We start from the raw sequence: 25,977 nt of genomic DNA on the forward strand, positions 1-25,977 counted from the left end.
AACTTAATAACCTGATTAGGCTTTTGGTTTCAAAGCGGCAGCTTCGCGAGCCAGACGGGTGATGGTATCCCAGTCTTTGTTTTTGATGGCTTCTTTTGGGGTCAGCCATGAGCCGCCGACGCACAAGACATTAGGCAGCGCCAAGTACTCGGGAGCGGTTGCCAGGCTGATGCCGCCGGTCGGGCAGAAGCGAACATCGGCGTAAGGGCCGTACAGGGCTTTGAGCATGGCTTTGCCGCCAACGACTTCGGCAGGGAAGAGTTTGAGGGTGTCGATGCCGTGTTCCAAAGCCAGTTGGACTTCGCCAGGAGTGGCAACGCCCGGAATCAGGGGGATGCCACTGTTGTGGCTGGCTTTGGCGAGGGATTCGTGCAAACCCGGGCTGATGGCGAAAACCGCGCCTGCGTCTTCGACGGCTTTGAGCTGTTCGGGATTGGTTACCGTACCCGCGCCGACGATGGCGTTAGGAACTTCTTTGGCAATCAGGCGGATGGCGTCGAGACCGACAGGGGTGCGCAGGGTGATTTCGAGGGTGGGAATGCCGCCTTCGACAAGGGCGTGGGACAAATCGACGGCAGTACTCAAGTCGTCAATCGCCATTACCGGCACAACTGCGCCGGCAGTCAGAATTTCACGAGGGGTCAGTTTAGACATTTTAGGTCTCCGTTGGGGACTGTATCGTAATAGGGTCGTTAACATGGTTTCAGACGACCTGATTGTTTTAAGAGGCCGTCTGAAAAGGGTTTAGGCAAATTCGCCGCCGAAGCTCATGGCACCGGTTTCTGCGCTGCTGGTCATGCTGCGGAAGTTGGCGAAGAGTTCGCGGCCGCAGCCTTGTTGATTCGCGCTCAAGTCGATACGTTCGACTTCGCGGGCGTTCCATTCGGCTTCGTTGATCAGGACGTTGAGTTCGCCGGTAACGGAGTCGAAGCGGATCAAGTCGCCGGTACGGATTTTGGCGATGTTGCCGCCCATCAGGGCTTCAGGCGTCATGTGGATAGAGGCCGGAACTTTACCGGACGCGCCGGACATACGGCCGTCGGTCAGCAGTGCCACTTTAAAGCCGCGGTCTTGCAGGATGCCCAAAGGAGGGGTCAGTTTGTGCAATTCGGGCATACCGTTGGCGCGCGGGCCTTGGTAGCGGACAACACAGACGAAATCGCGTTCCAACTCGCCGCGTTCAAATGCGGCCAATACTTCGCGTTGGTCGTTGAATACGATGGCAGGCGCTTCGATGATGCGGCAGCCTTCGCGCACGGCGGACACTTTAATCACGCCGCGACCGATGTTGCCTTTCATCAGGCGCAGACCGCCGTCCGGGGAGAACGGATTATCGGCTTTGCGCAGGATGTCGTCGTTGCCGCTGGTTTCGGGGGCTTCGCGCCATTCGAGTTTGCCGTCGATGAGGAAAGGCTCTTTGGTGTAGTGGCGCATACCGTGTCCGACAACGGTATCGACATCGTCATGCAACAGGCCTGCGTCCAGCAATTCGCGGATAACGAAAGGCAGGCCGCCTGCCGCGGTAAAGTGGTTCACATCGGCTTTGCCGTTTGGATACACACGGATCAGCAATGGGATGATGGAAGAAATTTCATCGAAGTCGTCCCAGTTCAAAATCACGCCTGCAGCACGCGCCATAGCAACGAGGTGCATGGTGTGGTTGGTCGAGCCGCCGGTTGCCATCAGGCCGATCAGGGCATTGATGAAGGATTTTTCAGTCAACATTTCGCCCAATGGTTTGATGGTGCCGTTTTGATACCGCGTGCGAGGTGTCCGGCTGCGTAGCGAGTCAGGGCCTCGCGCAGGTCGGTGTAAGGGTGGACGAAGGCGGCAGCAGGAAGGTGTACACCCATCATTTCCATCATCATTTGGTTGGAGTTGGCGGTGCCGTAGAAGGTACAAGTACCCGGGCTGTGGTAAGAACCCATTTCGCTTTCAAGCAAGGCATCGCGACCGACTTTACCTTCGGCAAAAAGCTGGCGGGTACGGGCTTTTTCTTTATTGCCGATACCGCTGGACATCGGGCCTGCCGGAACGAAGATGCCTGGAATATGGCCGAAAGACAACGCACCGATCATCAGGCCGGGAACAATTTTGTCGCATACGCCCATAAACAGGCTGCCGTCGAACATTTGGTGCGACAGACCGATGGCGGTACTCATGGCAATCACGTCGCGGGAGAACAGCGACAATTCCATGCCGGCGTAGCCTTGCGTAATGCCGTCGCACATGGCGGGCGTGCCGCCGGCGACTTGGGCGGTCGCGCCGTTTTTCTGTGCTTCGTCTTTGATTTGGTCAGGGAAGTCTTTAAACGGCTGGTGTGCGGAAACCATGTCGTTGTAGGCAGTGATGATGCCTAAGTTGGGGACGGTTTCCTGAAGCATTTCGATTTTGATGCTCTTAGGCATGGAGGCATAGCCGTGTGCCAAGTTGCTGCAGCCGAGCTGGTTGCGCTCTAAGCGTCCCATCTGTTTGGCGCTGCGGATTTTCGCCAGATACTTTTCACGCGTCGGGCGGCTGCGCTCGATGATGCGCTCGGTAATTTCGGCGAGTTTCGGGTGAATAGGAGTGGGGTTCATGTGCGGTCTCCTGGCTAAACGATATGATAGGGATTTTGTTTGCGCGTTTCTGATTTTTGTATTGGGTGTTTTCTTCAGACGGCCTTGAGCTATGGGAATGAATAATATGGGCCGTCTGAATATTTGAAGATTTTCTCTTCGAAGCGTCCGCATATTATAGTACAAAATCTGTAATTTTGTTACAAAATAATTTACTAAGTGGAAGAAATTTGATTTAAATCGAGGTATGGTCAATTCGTAAAATGGCAGGCTGCAAAAGTCATCAAACTTTTATGTTAAATCAAACAATTTGTAAAAATGAGAATAGACAAAATGTGTAGCCATGTGTAGTATTACTACTCATTAGCCCGCTTGTTTGAAATTTTGGTGCAGGCGATTGGTTTTTTACTGCTTATTGCTTAAAGGCTTTTGATTCTAATCGATTTTTATAGATGACGACAGTCCAAAAGTTTTGAAGCAAGCTTCCTCAACGAGAGATGAAACAATGAGTACACAGACAAATTTTGATTTGGTGTTGTTTGGCGCGACCGGCGATTTGGCAATGCGTAAACTTTTGCCTTGCCTGTATCAGGCGCATGTAGCCGGTTTGCTTCATCCCGAAGGTCGTATTTTGGGCGTAAGCCGCAGCGAATTGGATACCGCCGGCTTTTTGGCTAAAGTGGAAACAAATTCTAAAATCCATGTCAAACAAAACTTCTCAGATGAAGCGTGGGCATCGTTTATCCAACGTCTCGAGTATTTGAAAGTCGATGTTACAGAGAAAGGCGATTTCATTGCCTTGGGCGACTTGGTAAAAGCACGCAAGAATACTGAAAATGTCGTGATCTACCTCTCAACTGCGCCGAAATTCTTTGCGCAAGCCTGTGAAAACCTTGCTGAAATCGGTTTGAATGCCGATAACGTGCGCGTGGTTTTGGAAAAACCGTTGGGTACGGACTTGGCCTCTTCACAGCAAATCAATACAGATGTCGCCCGTTATTTCAAAGAAGAGCAGATCTACCGTATCGACCATTATTTGGGTAAAGAAAGCCTGCAAAACCTGCTGGCCTTGCGTTTTGCCAATGTGATGTTCGAGCCTTTGTGGAACAACAAATATATTGAAAGCGTACAGCTGACCATCGCCGAGCAGTTGGGCGTGGAAGAACGCGGTGAGTTTTACGACATTACCGGCGCGTTGCGCGATATGGTGCAAAACCACTTGATGCAAATGCTTTGTATGACTGCCATGGAAGCACCGGCGAGCTTGGATGCCGATGCCGTACGCGACGAGAAAGTGAAAGTCATCAAATCGCTGAAACCCCTGACTATCGAGTCCGTCAACGAAAATGTTATTCGTGGTCAGTATGTTGCAGCAAACGGCATGAACGGCTATCTGGAAGAAGTCGCTGTACCGAAAGACAGTTTCACTGAAACCTATGTCGCCATCAAAGCTGAAATCGAAAATGAGCGTTGGAAAGGCGTACCTTTCTACCTGCGTACCGGCAAACGCATGGCAGGCAAAGTGGCGGAAATCGTGTTGAACTTCCGTCCGCTGCAAAACCATATTTTTGACAACAGCCAACCTGCGCCGAATCGTTTGGTTATTGAACTACAACCGACCGAGTCCGTCCGCCTTTACACGCAAGTAAAAACCCCGGGTGCAGGCAACAAAGTCGAAGTGACACCGATTGGCGTGGACTTGGGCACAGCCGTAGAGGGGCGCCGCGCTGAGGCTTATGAGCGTCTGCTGCTGGACGTGATTAACGGCAAACTCGCTTTGTTCAACCGTCGTGACGAACTCGAAGCCGCTTGGGAATATGTGATGCCGATTTTGGAAAACTGGGCGAACAGTACAACGCCTCCACATGCTTACGAAGCCCATTCTTGGGGTCCTGAAGCTGCGCGCGCGCTGTTGGCGCGTGACGGCAACAAGTGGCACGAAGAGCAATAATATTTCTTTCAGACGGCCTTGTTTTCCAACAAAAGGCCGTCTGAAACCATGAAAGGACGAAACATGTTTGTTTGGCACGAACAAGAAAACGCTGCAACTGCCGCGCAAGCTCTCGCCGATGCCGTTGCCGCCGCATTGCAAGCCGCGTTGAATGAGAAAGGCCATGCGGTTTTGGCTGTTTCCGGCGGTCGTTCGCCGATTGCGTTTTTCGAGGCTTTGTCGCAAAAAGATTTAAATTGGCAAAACGTCGGCATTACTTTGGTGGACGAGCGTATTGTCCCGACCACGCATGCCGACAGCAATACAGGCTTGGTACGCGAATATCTGCTCAAAAATAACGCGGCCGTTGCCACATGGATTCCTGTTGTTGAAGACGGAAAGTCTGAAACTGAATTACAACCTGAAGTTGTCGTTGCTTATGCATTGAAACATTACAAGCAACCTGACGTGCTGGTGTTGGGCATGGGTTCAGACGGGCATACGGCGTCGTTGTTCCCTCAAGCGCCTCAATTACAGGCAGCAATCAATGAAGCCAATGACCCGACATTGATTCATACTACGCCGGTTACCGCGCCGCATGAGCGCGTAAGCATGACTTTGGGTGCAATTGCCAAAACGCCAAATGTGTTTTTGGCTATTCAAGGCGCAGAGAAAAAAGCAGTATTTGATAAAGCTGCCGCAAGGGCCGATACCGAATATCCGACCAGTCTGATTATCAATCACCAAGGAATTAACTGCCATGTCTACTATGCACACTGAAGCTTATCCTCGTTTGGTTGCCGATATCGGCGGTACGAATGCCCGTTTTGCACTTGAAACTGCACCACAAGTGATTGAAAAGGCTGAAGTCTTGCCTTGCCAGGATTACGACACCATTGTCGATGCCGCCAAAACTTATTTGGAACGCGCAGGCAGTCCGAAAGTCTTGCACGCCGCCTTTGCGATTGCCAATCCGATTTTGGGCGACTGGGTGCAGATGACCAACCACCACTGGGCATTCTCCATCGAAACCACCCGCCAGGCTTTGGGTTTTGAAACGTTGATTCTGTTGAACGACTTTACCGCCCAGGCTTTGGCGGTAACAAAAACCGATAAGAAAGACTTGATACAAATCGGCGGTCAAAAACCAATCGAATTTGCGCCTAAAGCCGTTATCGGTCCGGGTACCGGTTTGGGTGTCAGCGGTTTGGTGCACAGCGCTGCCGGCTGGGTAGCGTTGGCAGGCGAGGGCGGCCATACCAGCTTCCCGCCGTTTGACGATATGGAAGTATTGATTTGGCAATACGCTAAAAACAAATACGGCCATGTTTCTGCCGAGCGTTTCTTGAGCGGCGCAGGTTTGAGCCTGATTTACGAAGCATTGGCCAAACGCGACAACATCAAACAATGCCGTCTGAAGCCTTCTGAAATCACCGATAAGACATTGAGCGGAACATCGCCGATTTGCCGTCAGACTTTGGATATTTTCTGCGCCATGCTGGGTACGGTTGCTTCCAATTTGGCTTTGTCATTGGGTGCGCGCGGCGGCGTGTATTTGTGCGGCGGGATTATCCCGCGCGTGTTGGATTACTTTAAAACGTCTCCATTCCGCAGCCGCTTTGAAAACAAAGGCCGCTTTGAAGCTTATCTTGCCGCCATTCCCGTGTATGTCGTATTGAGCGAATTTCCGGGCATCGTCGGCGCGGCGGTTGCATTAGACAATCATTTAAATAACGTTTAATCACACAAACGGCGGTGCAGGGCAGGGGGTGGAAAAAAACCTTGTCCTGAACGTCAAAAAATCAAAGGGTAGAGTATATGTTAAGCAAAATCAGCGAATCATTGTCCAATCTCTCCGGCGCGGAACGCAAAGTTGCCGAATCTGCGCTGGCCGAGCCGAAATGGTTCGTTCATGCTGCTGTGGCGGAAATCGCCGAGCGTGCTTCCGTCAGTCAGCCGACTGTAATCCGTTTCTGCCGCAGCTTGGGTTACAAAGGCTTGCCTGAGTTCAAACTCGCTTTGTCTGCCAGCATCGGCCACGAAGGCATGCCTTACGTTCATGAAGAATTAAACGCCGATGACAACATGGGCAGCGTGGTCGAAAAAGTATTGGGCAATGCCGCAGCCTCCCTCTTGGGTGAGCGCCGTTTCCTGAAAGAATCCGAGCTGGAAAACGCGATTGCCATTCTGATGCACGCGCGACGCGTTGAGTTTTATGGTGTCGGCAACTCCGGCATCGTTGCCCAAGATGCGCAACACAAATTCTTCCGCTTCGGTATGTCCACCGTTGCCTATGTCGATACACATACCCAGCTGATGGCGGCTTCCGTATTGACCGAGCAGGATGTGTTGGTGGCGATTTCCAATACCGGCTCATCTATCGAATTGTTGGATGCGGCCAGTATCGCCAAAGAAAACGGCGCAGCCGTTATCGCGCTGACCCGCAATGATTCACCGTTGGCTCAAATGGCCGACTGTGTATTGAGCATTGCTACTCAGGAAAATGCCGAGCTTTATACGCCTATGGTGTCCCGTCTTCTGCAGCTGGCCGTTATCGATATTCTTGCCATCGGCTTGGCCTTGCGTTTGGGCGATACTGCCAGTACGCAACTGCAAAAAAGTAAAAAAAGCATACATAACAAGCACATCGAATACGATAAAGATTGATTCTTCATTGATATCTTCAGACAGCCCCAACCCACATCAAGGCCGTCTGAAACCTCAAAAAACGGAAACCACCCCGTTCCCGTTTCAGACGACCTCACGGCCGTTTTCTCAACAAAACTGTCCACTATCCAGGAGAGCATCCGATGAAACACCTTCACGATTTACCAGCTTGGTCAAAATTATGGATACATTTTGACGAAACCAAAGAACAACACATGCGCGAAATGTTCGAGCAAGATCCCGAACGTGCCGAGCGCTACTGGCTGCAGGTTGGCGGCCTGACTTTGGATTATTCTAAAAACCGTATCAACGACGAAACCATGGCACTGTTGTTCGAGCTGGCGCGTGAAGCAGGCGTACCGGAGCGGATGCAGCAAATGTTCCACGGCGAAAAAATCAATACGACGGAAAACCGCGCCGTTCTCCACGTCGCCCTGCGCAACCGCACCAACGCCCCTATCGTCGTGGATGGCGAAGATGTCATGCCTAAGGTCAACCATGTCCTGCAACGCATGGGCGAGTTCGCGCATGAAGTCCGCAGCGGCAGCTGGTTGGGCTATACCAATCAAGTCATTACCGACGTCGTCAACATCGGTATCGGCGGCTCTGACCTCGGTCCTCTGATGATGTGTACCGCGCTCAAGCCTTTCGGCCATCCGCGTTTGAACATGCACTTCGTCTCCAATGTGGACGGCTCCCAACTGCGCGACGTATTGTCCAAAGTCCACCCTGAAACTACGCTGTTCATCATTGCGTCCAAAACCTTTACCACCCAAGAAACCCTGACCAACGCCCTGACCGCGCGTAAATGGTTCTTGGATCATGCAGGCGATGAAAGCGCCGTGGCCAAACACTTCGTTGCCGTATCGACCAACCAAAAAGCCGTTGCCGAATTCGGTATCGATACCGCCAATATGTTTGAATTTTGGGACTGGGTCGGCGGACGATACAGCCTGTGGTCGGCCATCGGCCTGCCGATTATGCTGTATCTCGGCGAAGAAAACTTCATCGAAATGCTCAACGGCGCGCACTTGATGGACCAACACTTCATCAACACGCCGCTAGAGCGCAACATGCCCGTCATCCTCGCCCTCATCGGCATCTGGTACATCAATTACTACGGCGGCGGCAGCCATGTTATCGCGCCTTACGACCAACATCTTCACCGCCTGCCCAAATTCATCCAGCAGCTCGACATGGAGAGCAACGGCAAACAAGTTACCCTTGACGGTAAACCGGTCGGTTACGAAACTTCGCCGATTATTTGGGGCGAAACCGGCATCAACGGCCAGCACGCCTTCTTCCAACTGCTGCACCAAGGTACGCACATCACGCCGATTGACCTCATCGCCTCCCTTGAAAAACGCAGCAACCTGCGCGGTCACCACGAAATCCTGCTGGCGAACGTCTTTGCCCAAGCCGAAGCCTTTATGCGCGGCAAAACGCCTGACGAAGTCCGCACCGAGCTTCAAGCCCAAGGCATGGAAGCAGAGCGTATCGAAGAGCTGGTTCCGCACAAAACCTTCTCAGGCAACCGCCCGACCAACCTCATCCTAATGGACAAAATCAACCCGCGCAATATGGGCAGCCTGATTGCCATGTACGAACACAAAACTTTCGTTCAAGGCATTATTTGGGGCATCAACAGCTTTGACCAATGGGGCGTAGAACTCGGTAAACAACTGGCCAAAACCATTCTTGCCGAATTGACCGGCGAGACCGAAGTGCAAAAACACGACAGTTCCACTACACGCCTAATTAATCTTTATTTGAACGCCAACAAATAAAGCATTTATTTAAAGCTAAGGCCGTTTGAAAGTTTCAGACGGCCTTTTGTTTTATTCCGGATCATCCGTAAACGCATTTTCCCGAAATATCGGTACAAACGTGAAAAGATACAGTACGAACACGGCGATGGTCAGAATCGTAGGAATGGTGATGAAGAATATCGGGTTCACGTTCATTAAAACAGCGCGCGAGACGGCGGCGGCGAAGAGGATGGGGACGGCAATGCGGCAGAGCTTGGGGTAGTCGAGTTTGGTAAAGCCGCTGTGCCACAGCCCGGCGGTCAGCCACACCATCATCACGCCCCCCATCATGCCGCCGAGGGTAATCAGGTGTAATGGGGCGGAGGAGGGCAGATTTTGCAGTTTCGCCGCGCCTGTCCACAGATAGCCTGCGGCGGCAAAGAGTTGGAGCAGGTAATAAGTGCGGACGTAGTGTTTGCGCAGGAGTTCGTGATGGTGAAGCTCACTCAGCTTGGCGAGCAGGATGAAGCCGACGGCAAGCGCGGTAAAACCGGCGGTTTGCGCGGGCAGCCAAAGTTCGGCGGCGGCGTGCAAGAGCAGGAAAGTAATGGCGATGTTTTTATAGACGACGTTGGGGATGAATACGGGGTCTTTCAGACGGCATTCTTTAAGGGCTTCCGCGCCCAAAAGAATGCTGACACGCACGGATACAAACATCACTGCCGCCATGTTCAGATGTACTTGCACGCGCAGTAAGTTCAAATCGCCGCTGACAGCATAGACCGTCTGAAAAATGGTAAACGCGGCAAGCAGCATCAGCAGGGCAAAGTTGTCGGTGTTGCGGTCGAGCCAAATCAGCCAGGCGCAAAACAGCAGCAATACCAGCCAATAGGCGGCAACGAAAAACGAGGCAGTTTGTGGCGAAAAGGGCAGTATGGCAGATGCGGCGAGCAGTAATGCCGCCATCAAAGTAGCGACAGGTTTCAGACGGCCTTTATAACCCGTCCATTCGAGCATGGCTGCAGTCAGGAAGCCGCCGTATGCCGCAGGCAGCATGAGTTCTAAGAAGATTTGGCGGTGCAAAATGACGGCACCGGGGCTGATGAAAAACACCAACGCGCCGAATATGGCAAGTACCGCCGCACCGACAAAAAACGGCCGCATGGGGTGGGTGAAAAATTTATTCATGGCTTGGCTTGATTCTGCATGAAGATGCTTTCGGATATGGATTTATTGGGCGGACAGGGTTGTATTTTTCGCCAAAGAGGCAAGCCTGCGGCTTGCTTGCCCTCTCCCTAGCCCTCTCCCACGGGGAGAGGGGATTAGGCTGTCGAGCGCCCTCTGATTTTCAGAAACCTGATTCCCTCTCCCCGTGGGAGAGGGTTAGGGAGAGGGCAACGAACCGCAAGGTTTGTCAGATACTCAAATGCCCGTATCATTCATATTATTGATATTATTGTTCGAATTGTATTATTTTCAATAATAATAAATAACCCTAAACCAATATAAATAACAGCCATTATCCAACGACTAAACTTCTCTACAATTTCACCAACACCTGAAATATTAGCCAATCTTTGTGCTGTATATACTAAAACAAAAATCAATATTAAAAATACAAGAAGAGTAACTAATAAGTCGACAAGATCTAAAGTCACAAAGTAAGGAACAAAAAGTCCAATATTATCTGCACCACAACTAGCAACTGTAACCAAAGCAACAATACCGACTAATTTTGACAACCCTTTTTCATCCAATTCTTTTTTAGCTCTTTTTTCGCCCTCACAATCGTCGTAAATAGCAACTTTAATACCTAAGTAAATCGGTATTAAACCTAATAAACCCAACACCCATTTTTCCGGAACATAATGCAAAACAAAAGCTAGAAATAAACTAACTAATATTAAAATTACAGAACCTAAATATTGTCCGATATAAATATCTCGATATTCTTTTCTAGTATTTGCTCTAGCAAAAAATATTAATAGTATTACCAACAAATCTACTGCTGTAGCAATATATAAAACAGCAGCAGTAATCACAGTCGAAAACATAAAGCACCTCATAATGAATCCCCTGCCCCCTTGGCACCACGGCTTTTTCAAAAACCGAATCGCGTTCGGATAACAGATTCGTATCTTTCGCTAAAGAGGCAAGCCTGCGGCTTGCTTACCCTCTCCCTAGCCATCTCCCACGGGGAGAGGGAATTGGGCTGTCGAGCCTGAACATTTTCAGGTTTACCTGACATCTGATTCCCAATTCTACGGCTCTCTGATTTTGAGAAACCTGATCCCCTTTCCCCGTGGGAGAGGGTTAGGGAGAGGGCAACGAACCGCAAGGTTTGTCAGAAATTTAAATTCCTATCACTCATAATAATGAATCCCCTGAAACTCTCTTGCCACCACGGCTTCTTCAAAAGCCGAATCGCGTTCGGACAGCGGCGTAGGCAGGGTAATCACGTTTTGCACGTTCATGCCCTTAGTGGAAAGCAGCATGATTTCATGGCTCAGGCGTGCGGCTTCGAAGCGGTCGTGCGTTACCAGCATACACGCCATGCCCTGCCGCTCGATTTTTTCCACCAGCATGGCGACCAAAATATCGCGCAAATCACGGTCCAAACCGACGAACGGCTCGTCCAGCAAGGCAAGGTCGCAGCCGCACAGCAGCAGGCGCAAAAATGCTACCCGTTTCGCCATGCCGCCGGACAATTCGGTCGGATATTTGTTCAAATCGCCCGCAGTCAGCCCGACTTTCGCCGCCAGCGCGATGATTTCGCCTTCATCGGGTTTGTCCATAAAAATAGCGATATTCTGCATCGCGGTCAAGTTTCCCGGCAGGCGGTTTTCCTGAAACAGAAAACCCGTTTTGCGGAAAGTATTGCGTATCGTGCCCGATTTCGGCGTTTCCAAGCCCGCAATCAAACGCAAAACCGTCGTCTTGCCACAGCCGCTCGGCCCGAACAAAGCTTTCACTTCGCCATGTTGCAGGTTCAAACTGAAATCGCGCACGATGGGGTCGCGGAGAATTTCAAAACGCACGTTTTCAAGACAGAGCATCATCTCCTCCACGGCATAAACAAAATTTCCAAAGGTTTGGTAATCAGGTATTCAAACAGTGACACAAACACGATAACCAACACCACATAAGCCATCACCGTCGAAGTCTCCAGCATCGCCCTCGCGTCTGCAATCCGCGCGCCTACGCCTTCGCCCGCGCCCAAGAGTTCCGCCATAATCACCACCTTCACCCCCATCGCCACCGCCACGCCGATGCTGGAAATCACATAACCCGTCAGATGCGGGATATACAGATAACGGATTTTTTTCAGACGGCCTAATTTATAAGCGTCAAACAATTCCTCATGCTGCTTGTTCACGCTCGCCATCCCGACCGCCGCACTCGCAAACGTCAGCGGCGCAACCAACACAATGATGGTAAACAGCACGCTCGGATTGCCGAACCCGAACCAAAACAGAGCCATCACCACCCAAATAATCGGCGGCATCGCCAACAAAGTCGTAATCACAGGTTTAAGCAATGCCATCGCCGTCTTAAAACTGCCCGCCACCAGTCCCGCCGCCAATCCCGCTACCAGCGCAACCGAAATCCCCACCACCGACCGCCACAGCGAAATCCCGATTTCGTTTTCCTGAAAATGTTTCAATAAAGCCAAAGATTTTTGAAACACCTCCACCGGCGCAGGCAGCATAAACTCGCCGAACACGGCACTGCCCCACGCCCACAACGCCACCACTACCATCGCCACGCCTAGACCGGCAAAGCCGCTCCAAAGGTAGTCGATGATGTAAAACAGCGCAGGCTGCGGTTTGCGGATTTTGTCGGTTTTAATCATGGTTTGGGTGTTGGTTTGTCGTTATGTTTTGGCAAGGATAGGCCGTCTGAAAAAAGTAGGTCGGATACTCGTATCCGACAGCCCCCATTTAGCCGAAATGTCGGATTCAAGAATCCGACCTACGCTGCTGATAATGTCCTAACAGGCCGTCTGAAAAATGATAAGTCAAATTTCAATGGCTTTCACTATTTTCAGACGGCCTCTCTCCTCTTTTAAGCTAAGAAGAACCCGTTATCCGGCAGCTTGCCGCCCAAGAGTTTCGGGTTGAACTGCATCAGGATTTCGTAAAACTTCAAAATCTCGTTCTTCACTTCGCTGCCTTTGGTTACCGTCAGCCGCGCGCCGTCCAAGCCCATGACTAGGGCGGGTTCGGGGGCGGGGAGGTAGTTTTTGCCGATTTTCGCGGCGCTCTGACGGTTGGCGAGTATCCAGTTGAGCGCGTTTTTCAAATCCTGATGGAAGATGTCGAACTGCGCTTTGTGTGCGTGGAAATATTCTTCGTTGGCGATGATGCCTGCCATCGGAATCAGCGGTTTGGTGTCAAACGCCTGTCCCCATGCTTTCACCAAGTCAAATCCACGCACGACGTTTACGTCCATGGTTTTGCCTTTAAGTAGGCTGGCGGTTGCCATCGGTTCGGGCAGGATGGCAGCGTGGTAGTCCTTGCTCAAAAACAGTCCGACTGCTTCCGGCGGCGTGGCGGTGTAAGTGATGCCGACTTTGTGCGCGTCGATTTTCAGTTTTTTCAGTAAGGCTTGCAGCACGATGTCGGGCATATCATTTTTAAACGGTACGAGGATTTTTTTGCCGACCAAATCCTGAGGCGAGGCAATCGCACTGCCTTTGCACATCAGCTGCGTGATGCCGTTGGTCAAAATATTGACCATGCCGACTTTCTGCCCTTGGTTGCGCAGGTTTACGCCGACATTGCTCGGGCTCATCATCACTTTAAATTGTCCGCTTGCTACGCCTGCGCGCAGTTGGTCGGGCGAACGCCAGATTTTCAGCGATACATCTGCCTGTTTCGCCAGCTTGCCTTGCAACGCCGCTACGGCAATGGTTACGCTGGGCATTGCCGGTGCGCCGTACACGGTAAATTGTTCTTTACCGGCTGCCAACAATGAAGGCGAAACGCCTGCGGCTGCCAGAGCGGCGGTCATTTTTAAGAAATCGCGTCTTTTCATGTCCATTTTTTATCTCCTAATTCTTAATAAGCCAGTGTAGGCATTCTTTCAGACGGCCTGATTTTAAAAAGCCGCATGCAAACTCAACCAATATGTCCTGCCCGGTGCATACACCACACTGGGCGACAGGGCGAGGACGTGGTCGCCGCTGATGTGTTCGGCGTATTTTTTGTTGAACACGTTGTTTACGCCCAAGCGCAAGCCGTATTTGTCTTTGATGTTTACGCCTGCGTAAAGGTCGGCAACGGTAAAGCCTTTGGCGGCTTCGCGTTTGTCTATGCCCAGACCTCTTGCCGCGTCAAAATCGCCGCGCGTTTGTTTGGCGACAAAGCGTGTTGCTGCGCCGATGTTGTAGCTGCCGTGGGCAAAGTAGTTTTTGTAGTCGGCTTGGACGGCGGCTTCAAACGGACGGATTTGATAGAGCGGCCTGCCGTCGGTTTCATTGTGTCCGTAGTTGTAGGTGGCTTTGATGCCTGCCGCCCAATGCGGATTGAAGTTGTAACGCGCGTAGGCTTGCGCGGTAAACAATCGTGCATCCACGTTGCGTGTGATGATGCCGCTGCCTTTGGAAGCCGTGCCGCTTTGTCCGTGTGCGCGGTCAAAAATAATCAGGTCTTTGACTTTGTCCGCCACAAGTGTGCCGCCCACGTTCCAGCCTGCGCCTGCCAACGAGTTCATATAGCCGTTGTAGTAGTCGTTGCGGCTGTCGGCGGTGAGCTTGATGCGGTTGTGTTTTTCGGTTTTCAGCAGGGGATTGCCTGCGATGGCGGCGGCTGGGTTTTGGTTCATCAGCATGCCGTTCATACGGTTTTGCACGATGGCGGCAAGCGAGTTGAAGCGTTCGGTGTTGTCGCCGATGCGTTCTAAGTGAGCAAGGGAAACGCCGTATTTTTGCGTTTCAGACGGCGTAAAATCGTATTTGAGTTCACCTGAAAAGGCATGACGGCGCACTTTGCCGTTGAAGTCGTAGCCGTAATGGGTTTTCCAGATTTGCTGCGATGAGGCGAAGGCAAGGTTGCGGTTCATCGGATGGGCGGGTTGCGCCGTATTTTTGCGTACGTCCGCTTTGTTGATTTCGTAGCTCAAACCCAAGCCCAGTTTGTGTCGGTCGTCAAACTTGTAAGACAAGGTATCGGCAATGCGCCAGCGGTCGAGGTGTACATCGGCGAAACGGTAGCCGTTGAGGAAATCGCGCATGGCGGTGTGGGCGTTGCGCTCGCCGTTTTGGCTGTCGTTGCGGTAGCTAACGGCGGCGGTGTTGTGGAATTTGCCGAAGTTCGCATCGTGTTTGAGCGAGAAGTCGTACACTTTGCGGTCAAGCTCTACGAATACTTGCTGCGGCGTATTGTTTTGGCGCAGGGAGTAATTGTCGGCATGGCGTTTGAGTTTGATGATGCCTGCTTCCGCGCTGACCGTATTGCTCAAATCGGCATTGCCCCAACGCGCGTTGAGTTTGGCGATGTGGCGTTCGGTATCCAATGCGTCGTTGACGAACTGCGGTTGGCGGTCGTTGTTGATGTCGTCGTGTAGGTAGGTGAGGCGGTATTCCTGATTTTCAGACGGCACGAAACCGAGTACCAAAGCTTGATTAAAACGGCTATATTTCCAATCGGTCTGATTGCTGTCGCCGTCTTTATAGCCGTTGGCCTTGGTGTGATTGAGGTTGACCACGCCGTACACTTTTGCTCCACGCGCTTGCGCGGTAACGGAATTGTAAAAACTTTTGCCGTAGAAGCCGCTGTTTGCTTTCAGCGGACGGAAGGCTTGGTCTATGTTTTCGGTAACAAAGTAATGATCGCTGCGGTCGGTGCGGTCGAATTGGTTTTCGGGGAAATAGCCTTGTGCGGCGGTTGGTGCAATCGGTTTGGGAGGGGAGAAGGTTTTGACAGGCTGGATTTCGTCTGGGTCTGCCAAGGTTTCGGCAAAGCCGTTTGCGGCGGCAAAACTGCTCATTAACAAGCAAATCAAATGGTTTTGTTTCATGATCTATATCCTGATAATCATTTTTATTTATTATGCTCTTAGAGAGAAGCAAAGTAAAGAAACGATAAGGTATTTATTGTCGATAAACACCTAGCGCAAAATACAAATCGGCAAGAAGGAGAATTTTTAGAAGAGGGGAGTGGCGGCGCAGGTTGTATTTGCTCCGAAATCGGGTTTTGTCTACTATTAATATTTCAGGGTAATAAAGCAAAAGGCCGTCTGAAAACCCCTCTCTTTTCAGACGGCCTTTTGCTGGGTATAATAAATTTAAGAATCATTATTATTTCTGTTTAAATATAGGAGAAACGCATGAGTACCCGTACCGAACACGACACCATGGGCAATGTCGAAGTCCCGTCCGAAGCCTATTGGGGCGCGCAGACCCAGCGCAGCCGCAACAATTTCAAAATCGGCGGCGAAACCCTGCCGCAGCCGTTGATTTATGCTTTGGCGCTGGTAAAAAAAGCCGCAGCCGCCACCAATGTTTCCCTCGGCAGGATTAAGCCCGAACAGGCAGATTTGATTACGCAGGCGGCAGATGATGTGTTGAACGGCAAGCTTGACGGGCAGTTCCCATTGGTAGTGTGGCAGACCGGCTCCGGCACGCAGTCCAATATGAACATGAACGAAGTGCTGGCGAACCGCGCCAACGAAATCGCTGGTACGGGTTTGGCAGCGTACCAGCCCGTCCATCCCAACGACCATGTGAACCACGCGCAATCGACCAACGATGCGTTCCCGACCGCCATCCACGTTGCCGCCGCGATTGAAATCAACCGCCACCTTATTCCGGCGGTAAAAGCCCTGCGCGATACATTGGACAAAAAAGCCAAAGAATTCGCCCCTATCGTCAAAATCGGCCGCACCCATTTGCAGGACGCGACGCCGCTGACTTTGGGACAAGAATTTTCCGGCTACGTTTCCCAGCTCGATCACGGTTTAGGCCGTCTGAACGATGCGCTTAAAGACTTGTATGAACTCGCTTTGGGCGGCACGGCGGTCGGCACGGGCTTAAACAGCCATCCCGAATACGCCGAAAAAGCCGCCGCCAAACTCGCCGAACTGTCCGGCCTGCCATTTGTCAGCGCGCCGAACAAATTTGAAGCCTTGGGCGGACGCGATGCCGCCGTTGCCGCTTCGGGCGCATTGAAAACGCTGGCGGCAAGCCTGAACAAAATCGCCAACGACATCCGTTGGCTGGCAAGCGGCCCGCGCTGCGGTTTGGGCGAAATCAAAATCCCCGAAAACGAGCCGGGTTCGTCCATCATGCCGGGCAAAGTCAACCCGACCCAATGCGAAGCAATGACCATGGTGTGCTGCCAAGTGTTCGGCAACGACGTCACCATCGGCATGGCAGGCGCATCGGGCAACTTCGAGCTGAACGTCTATATGCCCGTTATCGCTTACAACCTCTTGCAATCCATCCGCCTGTTGGGCGATGCGTGCAACAGCTTCAACGAAAACTGCGCCGTCGGCATCGAACCCGTACCGGAAAAAATCGATTATTTCTTGCACCATTCTCTGATGTTGGTTACTGCGTTAAACCGCAAAATCGGCTACGAAAACGCCGCCAAAGTCGCCAAAACCGCCTATAAAAACGACAAATCGTTGCGCGAAACCGCCATCGAATTGGGCTTGTTGACAGGCGAAGAGTTTGACGAATTGGTCGTTCCTGCCGATATGGTTCATCCGCGTTAAGCTTTAATAATGAAACATGCCGTCTGAAAATGTTTTCAGACGGCATGTTTTTATGCTGCGCTTGTCTTTTCTTCGAATAGGGCAAAAATCATTGGCGTCAGATTGACGACCATTAGAAATATTATTGAGCTCAAAAATGTACGCCAGGCGTAATGCCACGCATCCTTTCTATCTGCTTGGGGTAGGAGCGATGCAGAATAGCGGTTGTGTAGGGTTTTTGCGGTGTCACTGTTTTCTAAATAGTCCAACGAAAGTACCAATAATTTGCCCGTGTCCTTATGCTGTAAGAATTTGGCATGTTCAACCCAGATGCCCGGCTTGGCGTGTTCGCATAAAGATTCAATGCCGACGCAAGAGGCTAAGCTGTTTTGGTTGTTTTGCAAAATCGACAGCTCGTTTTTTTCAGCCTGCATGGTGGCGGCGGAGATTTGATGAAGGTATACGCTCATGCCGTTGCTCTCTATTGCTTGAAAATCATGGAGCTGGCTGAATCCGCCATTTTCCCAGGCAACGAATACGGCATAGCATCCGCAGCATAGGCAGATCATAACCAATTTTAAGACAATGTTTTTCATCCTTGCTCCTTTTGTTTGAAGATGGCGGCAAAGTCAGGAGGCGTGTTTTCTCGTTTGAAGGTAAGTTTAGGTTTATCTGTTTTTATTGTGCGGTTGAGTGTAACACGGGTAATCAAAAGGCCGTCTGAAAATTTTCAGACGGCCTTTTATTATGTATTTAGATGGGTTTAAGCCAACAATTCACGCCAGCGTTTAATTTGGAAACGGACTTGTTCAGGCGCGGTGCCGCCCAAGTGGTTGCGCGCGTTTAAGCTGCCTTCGGGTGTTAGCACGCTGTAAACGTCGTTGGTAATCAAACCGCTGAAACCTTGCAAGACTTCAAGCGGCAATTCGCTCAAATCAACGCCAGCTTCATCGGCATGGCGCACGGCTTGGGCAACAACTTCGTGGCTGTCGCGGAAAGGCATGCCTTTTTTCACCAAGTAATCCGCCAAATCGGTAGCAGTTGCAAAACCCTGCATTACGGCGGCGCGCATGTTGTCGGGTTTGACGGTTACGCCGCGCATCATGTCGGCGTAAATGCGCAGGGTGTCGATAAGCGTATCGGCAGTATCAAACAAAGGCTCTTTGTCTTCCTGATTATCTTTGTTATATGCCAAAGGTTGAGATTTCATCAGGGTAACCAGGCCGATCAGGTGGCCAATCACGCGACCGGATTTACCGCGCACGAGTTCGGGTACGTCGGGGTTTTTCTTTTGCGGCATGATGGACGAGCCGGTGCAGAAACGGTCGGCAATGTCGATAAAGCCGAAACGCGGGCTCATCCACAAAATCAATTCTTCGGAAAGGCGGCTCAGGTGGACCATAATCAGAGAAGCGGCGGCCGTGAACTCAATGGCAAAATCGCGGTCAGATACGGCATCGAGTGAGTTTTGGCAGATTTGCTCAAATCCCAGCAGCTCGGCGGTAATTTCGCGTTGAATCGGGTAGGTGGTACCGGCAAGGGCTGCGGCGCCGAGCGGCATACGGTTGACGCGTTTGCGGCAGTCGACCATGCGCTCGAAATCGCGGCCGAGCATTTCAACGTAGGCGAGCATGTGATGCCCGAAGCTGACCGGCTGGGCAACTTGCAGGTGGGTAAAGCCGGGCATGACGGTTTCGGCGTTTTGTTCCGCCAAATCAACCAAGGCCGTCTGAAGGTTTTGAATCAGGTCTTGAATGACGGTAATCTGGTCGCGCAGCCACAGGCGGATGTCGGTAGCGACTTGGTCGTTGCGGCTGCGGCCGGTGTGCAGGCGTTTGCCGGCATCGCCGATTTTGTCGGTGAGGCGGCGTTCGATGTTCATGTGGACATCTTCCAAATCCAGCGACCAGGAAATCGTTCCTTCCTTGATTTCTGCTATAATCTCGGCCATGCCCTGACGGATGGCAAAGAGGTCGTCTTCGCTCAAAACGCCCGACTGTGTCAGCATTTGCGCGTGTGCCAGCGAGCCTTGGATGTCCCATTCTGCCAGCCGTTTGTCAAAATCAATCGAGCCGGTATATTTTTTGACCAGCTCGGAAACAGGTTCGTTAAAACGGCCTGACCAGGTTTTGTCCTTGCTCATATCAGCATCCTTAAAATATAAATAAAAAACAGGGTCTACGTCTTCAATATAGCAGACCCGTCTATACATTATGAAAGAAAACGGTTGAAATCATGTCTATTATACGTCAAATAAACCAGAATTTCGCAGTGCCGGATTTGCGCAATTCCGCAACTTTGGTGCGCCTGCTTATTGTTTTATTAATCAGTTTGTTTATCTTTCCGTTGATGACGGTATCGGGTGTGCCTTATCCGGAACAGATTTTCCAACATTTTTCATGGGCTTGCCCCGTCATCCTCTTAATTTTACTCAAGGTCTATTTCTTACAGGCATTTGCGCCTTCCCTGCTTCGCTCGCAGTACAGCGTTGTGGTTTCCTACGTCTCCAACCTGCTGATTTTCTTGTTTGTCGATCTAGTGATTTTGAAGACGGAAATTTGGCTGCTGATTCAACACTTCTTCTTGCTGACCTTTTTTTGTTTCAGTTTCATGTACATCGAAGCAGCCCGTCGCAATAGCCTTGCGCCTTCCATTTCCGAAGCCAGACTGAGCGCGTTGACAGCGCGTATCCGTCCGCATTTCTTGTTTAACAGCTTGAATGCCGCCATCAGCTTAATCCGTCTGCGTCCGTATGACGCGGAGACTTTGCTGGAAAATTTGGCCAACTTGTTCCGCGCACAACTGCGCGACGGTAGTCAAAACAGTACCTTAGGACAGGAAATCGAGTGGGCGCAGGAATATATTGCCATCGAGCAAATCCGCATGGGACATATGCGCGTACAGGTCATGTGGCAGCACCATGCGCCTGATGATGCGGAAACACCGCATCTGTTGTTGCAACCGCTTTTGGAAAATGCCGTATTCCATGGTGTCGAATCTATCCACCGTCCAGGGATAATTACGGTATTAACAAAATTGGAAAAATCATCTATTTTCATCAGTATCGAAAATCCGTGCGGAACGGAACCCAACGAAAATACCAAGCCGCATAAAGGTAATTCTATGGCCTTGCGCAATCTGAAAGAGCGCCTGACTTTGATGTATGACACCGACGCGAAAATCAGATATATCCAATCAGACGGCCTGTTCCGCGTTGAAATCATATTGCCGTACCGTAAAAAATCAGCCGAAGTTTCCCGTCTGTTTGGCTAAAACGCCTAGAATAGGGCAGCTTTAGATAATTAGACTATTAACACATTAAATAAAATAGTTTAAATTTATTACACTTAGTAACATAACTGTTCCCATTTTTTGAAAACTGGTCTATGATACTTAAAAGGATTGTTTACAATCCTTAATTGCAAATCATTTGCAATTGTCCAGAAGAAAAAACAGAAAAAGGAACAAAGAGATGTTAGAAGCCTATCGTAAAGCCGCCGCCGAGCGCGCCGCCCTTGGTATTCCCGCCCTTCCTCTGACTGCTCAGCAGACTGCTGATTTGGTTGAGCTGCTGAAAAATCCACCTGCCGGTGAAGGTGAGTTCTTGGTTGAGCTGTTGGCTCACCGCGTACCACCCGGTGTGGACGATGCCGCCAAAGTTAAAGCCTCATTTTTGGCTGCCGTTGCCGAAGGCAGCGCATCCAGTCCGCTGATTTCCCCTGAGTATGCTACCGAGCTGTTGGGTACTATGCTTGGCGGTTACAACATTCATGCACTCATCGAACTCTTGGACAACGACAAACTTGCGCCTATCGCTGCAAATGGTCTGAAACACACTCTGTTGATGTTTGACTCTTTCCACGATGTTCAAGAAAAAGCCGAAAAAGGCAACAAATACGCGCAAGAAGTATTGCAATCTTGGGCAGATGCCGAATGGTTCACTTCTCGTGCCAAAGTTCCAGAAAAAATCACTGTTACCGTCTTCAAAGTCGACGGTGAAACCAATACAGACGACCTCTCTCCTGCACCTGATGCATGGAGCCGTCCTGATATCCCTCTGCACGCGCTGGCTATGTTGAAAAACCCGCGCGACGGCATCAATCCTGACAAACCGGGCGAAGTCGGTCCGATTAAATTGTTGGAAGAACTCAAAGCCAAAGGCCATCCGGTTGCTTACGTTGGCGACGTGGTCGGTACCGGTTCTTCACGTAAATCTGCTACCAACTCCGTGATTTGGCATACAGGCGAAGATATTCCGTTCGTACCGAATAAGCGTTTCGGCGGTGTGTGCTTGGGTGGCAAAATTGCTCCTATTTTCTTCAATACTCAAGAAGACTCCGGCGCATTGCCGATTGAAGTCGATGTATCTGCTCTGAAAATGGGCGATGTCGTCGATATCCTGCCTTATGAAGGCAAAATCGTGAAAAACGGCGAGATTGTTGCCGAGTTTGAATTGAAATCACAAGTATTGCTGGACGAAGTGCAAGCCGGTGGCCGTATTAACCTGATTATCGGTCGCGGTTTGACTGCCAAAGCGCGCGAAGCACTGAAATTGCCTGCTTCTACCGAGTTCCGTCTGCCTCAAGCGCCAGCTGAAAGCAAAGCCGGTTTCACATTGGCTCAAAAAATGGTTGGTCGCGCCTGCGGTTTGCCGGAAGGCAAAGGCGTGCGTCCGGGTACTTACTGCGAACCACGCATGACTACTGTCGGCTCGCAAGATACTACCGGCCCGATGACTCGCGACGAATTGAAAGACCTGGCTTGCTTGGGCTTCTCAGCAGATATGGTGATGCAGTCTTTCTGTCACACCGCGGCTTATCCAAAACCTGTCGATGTGAGAACTCATAAAGAATTGCCTGCTTTCATCTCTACCCGTGGCGGTGTATCCCTGCGTCCGGGTGATGGCGTGATTCACTCATGGCTCAACCGTCTGCTGTTGCCTGATACAGTCGGTACAGGCGGCGATAGCCACACCCGTTTCCCTATCGGTATTTCTTTCCCTGCAGGTTCGGGCTTGGTTGCTTTCGCAGCAGCCACGGGCGTAATGCCGCTTGATATGCCTGAGTCTGTATTGGTACGCTTCAGCGGCAAACTGCAACCGGGCGTCACCCTGCGTGACTTGGTAAATGCAATTCCGTTGTACGCGATTAAACAAGGTTTGCTGACTGTTGCCAAAGCCGGTAAGAAAAACATCTTCTCCGGCCGCATCCTCGAAATCGAAGGCCTGCCTGATTTGAAAGTGGAACAAGCCTTTGAATTGACTGACGCGTCTGCCGAACGCTCTGCTGCTGGCTGTACCGTGAAGCTCAACAAAGAGCCGATTATCGAGTACATGAAATCCAATATTGTGTTGATGAAAAACATGATTGCCGACGGCTATCAAGATTCACGCACTTTGGAACGCCGTATCAAAGCCATGGAAGCATGGTTGGCAAATCCTGAATTGCTCGAAGCGGATAAAGATGCCGAATACGCCGCCGTGATTGAAATCAACATGGACGACATTAAAGAGCCGATTATTGCTTGCCCGAACGACCCTGACGACGTGTGCTTCATGTCTGAACGCTCCGGCACCAAAATCGACGAAGTGTTCATCGGTTCTTGTATGACCAACATCGGCCACTTCCGCGCCGCCTCCAAACTCTTGGAAGGCAAGAGCGACATCCCGGTACGTCTGTGGATGGCACCGCCGACCAAAATGGATGCGAAAGAGTTGTCTGACGAAGGTCACTACGGTGTACTCGGCCGTGCAGGCGCGCGTATGGAAATGCCGGGTTGCTCATTGTGTATGGGTAACCAAGCGCAAGTACACGAAGGTGCGACTGTAATGTCCACTTCTACCCGTAACTTCCCGAACCGCTTGGGTAAAAACACCTTTGTTTACCTCGGCTCGGCTGAGTTGGCGGCAATCTGCTCCAAACTGGGTAAAATCCCGACTGTTGAAGAATACCAAGCCAATATCGGCATCATTAACGAGCAGGGCGACCAAATCTACCGCTACATGAACTTCAATGAAATCGACAGCTACAACGAAGTAGCCGAGAAAGTGAATGTTTAATATAGCAAGGTAAACCGATTTTCAGACGGCCTTAAATAATAAAGGCCGTCTGAAACGGAAAAATAAAGGGCGTGTTCATCACGTCCTTTTTATTTTTAGTTTAATAAAAGGCCGTCTGAAAGATAAGTTTCAGACGGCCTTTGCTTAGGATAAATAATCAGAAAACCGATTAATCAGCGTTGTTTACTTTACGCCAAAACCAGGTTGGAGCAGGGCGCAAGGCTGACGCTCGTGACGGCTGCGGCGTGTTCTGCCGGCAATTTTGCCGCAGACAATACCCGGATCGTTTTTCTCTTCTGCTTTTTTTGAGCTTTTATCTGATTTATTCGCGTATTCGTTGCGTTTGTTTCTATCTTCGCGGCGAGAGCGGCTGTCGTTGTGCTGAACCGGTTGTGCTTCAGCTTCATCTTGATTGTCGTTGCCCCACCAATACGGCTCAAAGCCTTCGATGCGTTCCACATTCAAATCGCTGCCGGTCAGCTCTTTAATGGATTCAAACATTTTCTGTTCGGTTTTATCCATCAAGGAAATGGCAACGCCGTCGGCACCGGCCCGGCCGGTGCGTCCGATGCGGTGGACGTAGTCTTCAGGTTGGGTTGGCAGCTCGTAGTTGATGACAAAAGGCAACTCGGCAATATCCAAACCGCGCGCAGCAACATCGGTGGCAACCAAAACGCGTAATGTGCCTTCTTTAAAGGCGTTGAGGGTTTCCAGTCGGCTTTGTTGGGATTTGTCGCCGTGGATGGATTGAGCGGCAATGTTGCGGCGGACGAGGTCGCGGGTAACTTGATCGACGCTTTGTTTGGTTTTGCAGAATACAATGACTTGATTCATATGCAAATCAACAATCAGACGTTCGAGCAGGTTGCGCTTTTTGAGTGCATCAACGGCGATGATGTGTTGCTCGACATTGGCGTTGGTGGTATTTTGCGCAGCCACTTCAACCATTTCGGGCGTGTGCATAAAATCTTGCGCAAGTTTGCGGATAGGCGGTGAGAAAGTGGCGGAAAAGAGCAGGGTTTGTCGCTGTTTGGGCAACATCTGCATGATTTTGCGGATATCGTCGATGAAACCCATATCAAGCATACGGTCGGCTTCATCGAGTACGACGATTTCAACTTTGTTTAAATTAATGTTTTTTTGTTTGACGTGGTCGAGCAGTCGGCCAACCGTAGCGACAACGATTTCACAACCAGCGCGCAAGTCGGCAGTTTGTTTGTCCATATTGACGCCGCCGAAGAGGACGGTATGGCGCAAAGGAAGATTTTTAATGTATGCCTGCACGTTTTGATCGATTTGATCGGCCAGTTCGCGGGTAGGGGTTAATACCAACATGCGGACAGGGTGCATGGCAGGGGAGGTGCTGGATGTGGCGTAGCGTTTCAGGCGTTCGAGGCTGGGCAGCATAAAGGCGGCGGTTTTACCTGTGCCGGTTTGTGCTGCGGCCAAAAGATCGTGTCCTGCCAAGGCTTTAGGAATCGCTGCGGCTTGGATAGGCGTCGGGTTTTCATACCCTTGATCGGTCAGGGCAGAGACTAATTCGCTGCCTAAACCGAGTGAAGAGAAAGGATTCATGATGGTGGCTTTCTGTTCAGACGGCTTTTTGAATGGTGAGGCCGTCTGAAAAATCTGATTCTGAAATGGATAAACCGCAGTATGATTTTGATTCTGCGGTTTGAAAAAAATGGGGAGCGGAATAATCCGTCAAGTAGCCCATTATGCCATAAAAAGATGGACTCCCCAAATGATGGTTGCGGCTAGAATTGACCAAGTTTTGATATTTTTACAGTTCAAAAACAGAAAAATTTACTGGCCTGCAAGGTTTTGAGTTTATTGAGGATTAAGCATTTGTCTTAACGTCAATAGAATTAATTTATCAAAAACTTACAGGCTGAAATGAAACTAAATTGTACTCACGTACTCAATATTGAGGTGCAGAGCTTGTTTTGTAGCCTGTATCTCCCGTTTAACGGTAAACCATAAAATCAAAATTTAGGAATATACAATTATGAAAACTTTATTGATCGCTCTTGCAACCGGTAGCCTGATGTTGGCAGCTTGTTCTTCTTCCAAACCTGCTGAAGAAGCGGCAGCGCCACGCGTCACTGTTGAAGAAGCAATGACCCAATGCCAACAGGCATCTGGTGAAAATGCTGACCGCGCTGTGTTTGACGCCTGCATGAAAGACAAAGGCTATCAACGTACCGCTGAATCAGCTGCTTCCGAGCCTGCTGCCTCTGAACCTGTAGCAGCGCCTGAGGCTGTTACTCCTGAAGCTGCCGCATCCGAGCCTGCTGCTAAAGCCGCTCCTGCAAAAAA

General features: G+C 50.7%; 19 protein-coding genes and 1 pseudogene. 9 read left to right on the forward strand and 11 right to left on the reverse strand.

What is annotated here, in order from left to right; genetic code table 11:
• Positions 1-15: 15 nt before the first annotated feature.
• A complete protein-coding gene (locus tag HMPREF2696_RS08645; RefSeq protein WP_003745733.1) occupies positions 16-654 on the reverse strand; it encodes a bifunctional 4-hydroxy-2-oxoglutarate aldolase/2-dehydro-3-deoxy-phosphogluconate aldolase in 639 nt (212 codons plus the stop codon).
• Between the two features lie 90 nt (positions 655-744).
• Positions 745-2,579: pseudogene (edd, locus tag HMPREF2696_RS08650) on the reverse strand (phosphogluconate dehydratase).
• A gap of 484 nt (positions 2,580-3,063) precedes the next feature.
• Between edd and zwf the strand changes: the two are divergent.
• The 5 genes from zwf to pgi all read left to right on the forward strand — a co-directional run bounded on the left by zwf (position 3,064) and on the right by pgi (position 8,942).
• Entirely contained in the window at positions 3,064-4,509 is a 1,446-nt protein-coding gene (gene zwf / locus HMPREF2696_RS08655; RefSeq protein WP_070588316.1) for a glucose-6-phosphate dehydrogenase, read from the forward strand.
• Positions 4,510-4,572: 63 nt separating this feature from the next.
• Positions 4,573-5,268, forward strand: a complete 696-nt coding sequence (gene pgl, locus HMPREF2696_RS08660; protein ID WP_070588318.1) for a 6-phosphogluconolactonase — start codon at positions 4,573-4,575, stop codon at positions 5,266-5,268.
• Positions 5,249-6,229 (forward strand): glucokinase, encoded by a 981-nt coding sequence (locus HMPREF2696_RS08665; RefSeq protein ID WP_039861966.1) that lies wholly within the window; start codon positions 5,249-5,251, stop codon positions 6,227-6,229. Before pgl ends, HMPREF2696_RS08665 begins: the two co-directional genes overlap by 20 nt.
• A 77-nt stretch (positions 6,230-6,306) precedes the next feature.
• Positions 6,307-7,155, forward strand: coding sequence for a DNA-binding transcriptional regulator HexR (hexR, locus tag HMPREF2696_RS08670; RefSeq protein WP_004519348.1), 849 nt, complete (start codon positions 6,307-6,309; stop codon positions 7,153-7,155).
• Positions 7,156-7,298: 143 nt separating this feature from the next.
• Entirely contained in the window at positions 7,299-8,942 is a 1,644-nt protein-coding gene (gene pgi, locus HMPREF2696_RS08675) for a glucose-6-phosphate isomerase (RefSeq protein WP_049335414.1), read from the forward strand.
• 51 nt (positions 8,943-8,993) lie between these two features.
• Here the strand turns inward: pgi and HMPREF2696_RS08680 are convergent, their stop codons facing one another.
• The 6 genes from HMPREF2696_RS08680 to HMPREF2696_RS08705 all read right to left on the reverse strand — a co-directional run bounded on the left by HMPREF2696_RS08680 (position 8,994) and on the right by HMPREF2696_RS08705 (position 15,923).
• Positions 8,994-10,091 (reverse strand): NnrS family protein, encoded by a 1,098-nt coding sequence (locus HMPREF2696_RS08680; protein WP_070588320.1) that lies wholly within the window; start codon positions 10,089-10,091, stop codon positions 8,994-8,996.
• A 251-nt stretch (positions 10,092-10,342) separates the two neighbouring features.
• Positions 10,343-10,957 carry a CadD family cadmium resistance transporter gene (locus tag HMPREF2696_RS08685; RefSeq protein WP_049335602.1) on the reverse strand — a complete coding sequence of 205 codons (615 nt, stop codon included), beginning with the start codon at positions 10,955-10,957 and terminating at the stop codon, positions 10,343-10,345.
• 309 nt (positions 10,958-11,266) lie between these two features.
• On the reverse strand, positions 11,267-11,959 hold the full coding sequence (locus HMPREF2696_RS08690) for an ATP-binding cassette domain-containing protein (RefSeq protein WP_009310824.1): 693 nt from the start codon (positions 11,957-11,959) through the stop codon (positions 11,267-11,269).
• Positions 11,959-12,756, reverse strand: a complete 798-nt coding sequence (locus HMPREF2696_RS08695) for an ABC transporter permease (protein ID WP_070588321.1) — start codon at positions 12,754-12,756, stop codon at positions 11,959-11,961. The genes HMPREF2696_RS08690 and HMPREF2696_RS08695 overlap by 1 nt, the downstream gene beginning before the upstream one ends.
• A 212-nt stretch (positions 12,757-12,968) precedes the next feature.
• Positions 12,969-13,946 (reverse strand): ABC transporter substrate-binding protein, encoded by a 978-nt coding sequence (locus tag HMPREF2696_RS08700; RefSeq protein ID WP_070588323.1) that lies wholly within the window; start codon positions 13,944-13,946, stop codon positions 12,969-12,971.
• A 57-nt stretch (positions 13,947-14,003) separates the two neighbouring features.
• Positions 14,004-15,923, reverse strand: coding sequence for a TonB-dependent receptor (locus HMPREF2696_RS08705; protein ID WP_049335422.1), 1,920 nt, complete (start codon positions 15,921-15,923; stop codon positions 14,004-14,006).
• A gap of 309 nt (positions 15,924-16,232) precedes the next feature.
• Here HMPREF2696_RS08705 and fumC point away from each other — a divergent pair, with 309 nt between their 5' ends.
• The gene (gene fumC / locus HMPREF2696_RS08710) at positions 16,233-17,621 is read left to right on the forward strand and encodes a class II fumarate hydratase (protein WP_004519360.1); all 1,389 of its coding nucleotides are present in this window, start codon (positions 16,233-16,235) and stop codon (positions 17,619-17,621) included.
• 50 nt (positions 17,622-17,671) lie between these two features.
• Here fumC and HMPREF2696_RS08715 read toward each other — a convergent pair whose 3' ends face one another.
• Positions 17,672-18,196 (reverse strand): hypothetical protein, encoded by a 525-nt coding sequence (locus HMPREF2696_RS08715; RefSeq protein WP_004519361.1) that lies wholly within the window; start codon positions 18,194-18,196, stop codon positions 17,672-17,674.
• Positions 18,197-18,363: 167 nt separating this feature from the next.
• On the reverse strand, positions 18,364-19,743 hold the full coding sequence (argH, locus tag HMPREF2696_RS08720) for an argininosuccinate lyase (protein WP_039861969.1): 1,380 nt from the start codon (positions 19,741-19,743) through the stop codon (positions 18,364-18,366).
• Between the two features lie 92 nt (positions 19,744-19,835).
• Here argH and HMPREF2696_RS08725 point away from each other — a divergent pair, with 92 nt between their 5' ends.
• Positions 19,836-20,873, forward strand: coding sequence for a sensor histidine kinase (locus HMPREF2696_RS08725; RefSeq protein ID WP_004519364.1), 1,038 nt, complete (start codon positions 19,836-19,838; stop codon positions 20,871-20,873).
• A 199-nt stretch (positions 20,874-21,072) separates the two neighbouring features.
• Entirely contained in the window at positions 21,073-23,658 is a 2,586-nt protein-coding gene (gene acnB, locus HMPREF2696_RS08730) for a bifunctional aconitate hydratase 2/2-methylisocitrate dehydratase (protein WP_004519365.1), read from the forward strand.
• A gap of 183 nt (positions 23,659-23,841) precedes the next feature.
• Here acnB and HMPREF2696_RS08735 read toward each other — a convergent pair whose 3' ends face one another.
• The gene (locus tag HMPREF2696_RS08735) at positions 23,842-25,236 is read right to left on the reverse strand and encodes a DEAD/DEAH box helicase (protein WP_100066635.1); all 1,395 of its coding nucleotides are present in this window, start codon (positions 25,234-25,236) and stop codon (positions 23,842-23,844) included.
• Between the two features lie 430 nt (positions 25,237-25,666).
• Between HMPREF2696_RS08735 and HMPREF2696_RS08740 the strand changes: the two genes are divergently transcribed.
• Positions 25,667-25,977: hypothetical protein (locus HMPREF2696_RS08740; protein WP_210383772.1), on the forward strand; the 311-nt coding region annotated here is incomplete at its 3' end.

It is taken from the genome of Neisseria sp. HMSC058F07 (assembly GCF_001810035.1).
Taxonomy (GTDB): domain Bacteria; phylum Pseudomonadota; class Gammaproteobacteria; order Burkholderiales; family Neisseriaceae; genus Neisseria; species Neisseria perflava.

What these genes read in the sequence shown, in the direction of transcription:
- HMPREF2696_RS08680 (WP_070588320.1), bottom strand. Translation starts at nt 10,091, where the DNA reads ATGAATAAATTTTTCACCCACCCCATGCGGCCGTTTTTTGTCGGTGCG.
- hexR (WP_004519348.1), top strand. Translation starts at nt 6,307, where the DNA reads ATGTTAAGCAAAATCAGCGAATCATTGTCCAATCTCTCCGGCGCGGAA.
- HMPREF2696_RS08645 (WP_003745733.1), bottom strand. Translation starts at nt 654, where the DNA reads ATGTCTAAACTGACCCCTCGTGAAATTCTGACTGCCGGCGCAGTTGTG.
- fumC (WP_004519360.1), top strand. Translation starts at nt 16,233, where the DNA reads ATGAGTACCCGTACCGAACACGACACCATGGGCAATGTCGAAGTCCCG.
- acnB (WP_004519365.1), top strand. Translation starts at nt 21,073, where the DNA reads ATGTTAGAAGCCTATCGTAAAGCCGCCGCCGAGCGCGCCGCCCTTGGT.
- HMPREF2696_RS08665 (WP_039861966.1), top strand. Translation starts at nt 5,249, where the DNA reads ATGTCTACTATGCACACTGAAGCTTATCCTCGTTTGGTTGCCGATATC.
- HMPREF2696_RS08690 (WP_009310824.1), bottom strand. Translation starts at nt 11,959, where the DNA reads ATGCTCTGTCTTGAAAACGTGCGTTTTGAAATTCTCCGCGACCCCATC.
- HMPREF2696_RS08725 (WP_004519364.1), top strand. Translation starts at nt 19,836, where the DNA reads ATGTCTATTATACGTCAAATAAACCAGAATTTCGCAGTGCCGGATTTG.
- HMPREF2696_RS08700 (WP_070588323.1), bottom strand. Translation starts at nt 13,946, where the DNA reads ATGGACATGAAAAGACGCGATTTCTTAAAAATGACCGCCGCTCTGGCA.
- HMPREF2696_RS08715 (WP_004519361.1), bottom strand. Translation starts at nt 18,196, where the DNA reads ATGAAAAACATTGTCTTAAAATTGGTTATGATCTGCCTATGCTGCGGA.
- HMPREF2696_RS08685 (WP_049335602.1), bottom strand. Translation starts at nt 10,957, where the DNA reads ATGTTTTCGACTGTGATTACTGCTGCTGTTTTATATATTGCTACAGCA.
- HMPREF2696_RS08705 (WP_049335422.1), bottom strand. Translation starts at nt 15,923, where the DNA reads ATGAAACAAAACCATTTGATTTGCTTGTTAATGAGCAGTTTTGCCGCC.
- zwf (WP_070588316.1), top strand. Translation starts at nt 3,064, where the DNA reads ATGAGTACACAGACAAATTTTGATTTGGTGTTGTTTGGCGCGACCGGC.
- HMPREF2696_RS08695 (WP_070588321.1), bottom strand. Translation starts at nt 12,756, where the DNA reads ATGATTAAAACCGACAAAATCCGCAAACCGCAGCCTGCGCTGTTTTAC.
- pgl (WP_070588318.1), top strand. Translation starts at nt 4,573, where the DNA reads ATGTTTGTTTGGCACGAACAAGAAAACGCTGCAACTGCCGCGCAAGCT.
- pgi (WP_049335414.1), top strand. Translation starts at nt 7,299, where the DNA reads ATGAAACACCTTCACGATTTACCAGCTTGGTCAAAATTATGGATACAT.
- argH (WP_039861969.1), bottom strand. Translation starts at nt 19,743, where the DNA reads ATGAGCAAGGACAAAACCTGGTCAGGCCGTTTTAACGAACCTGTTTCC.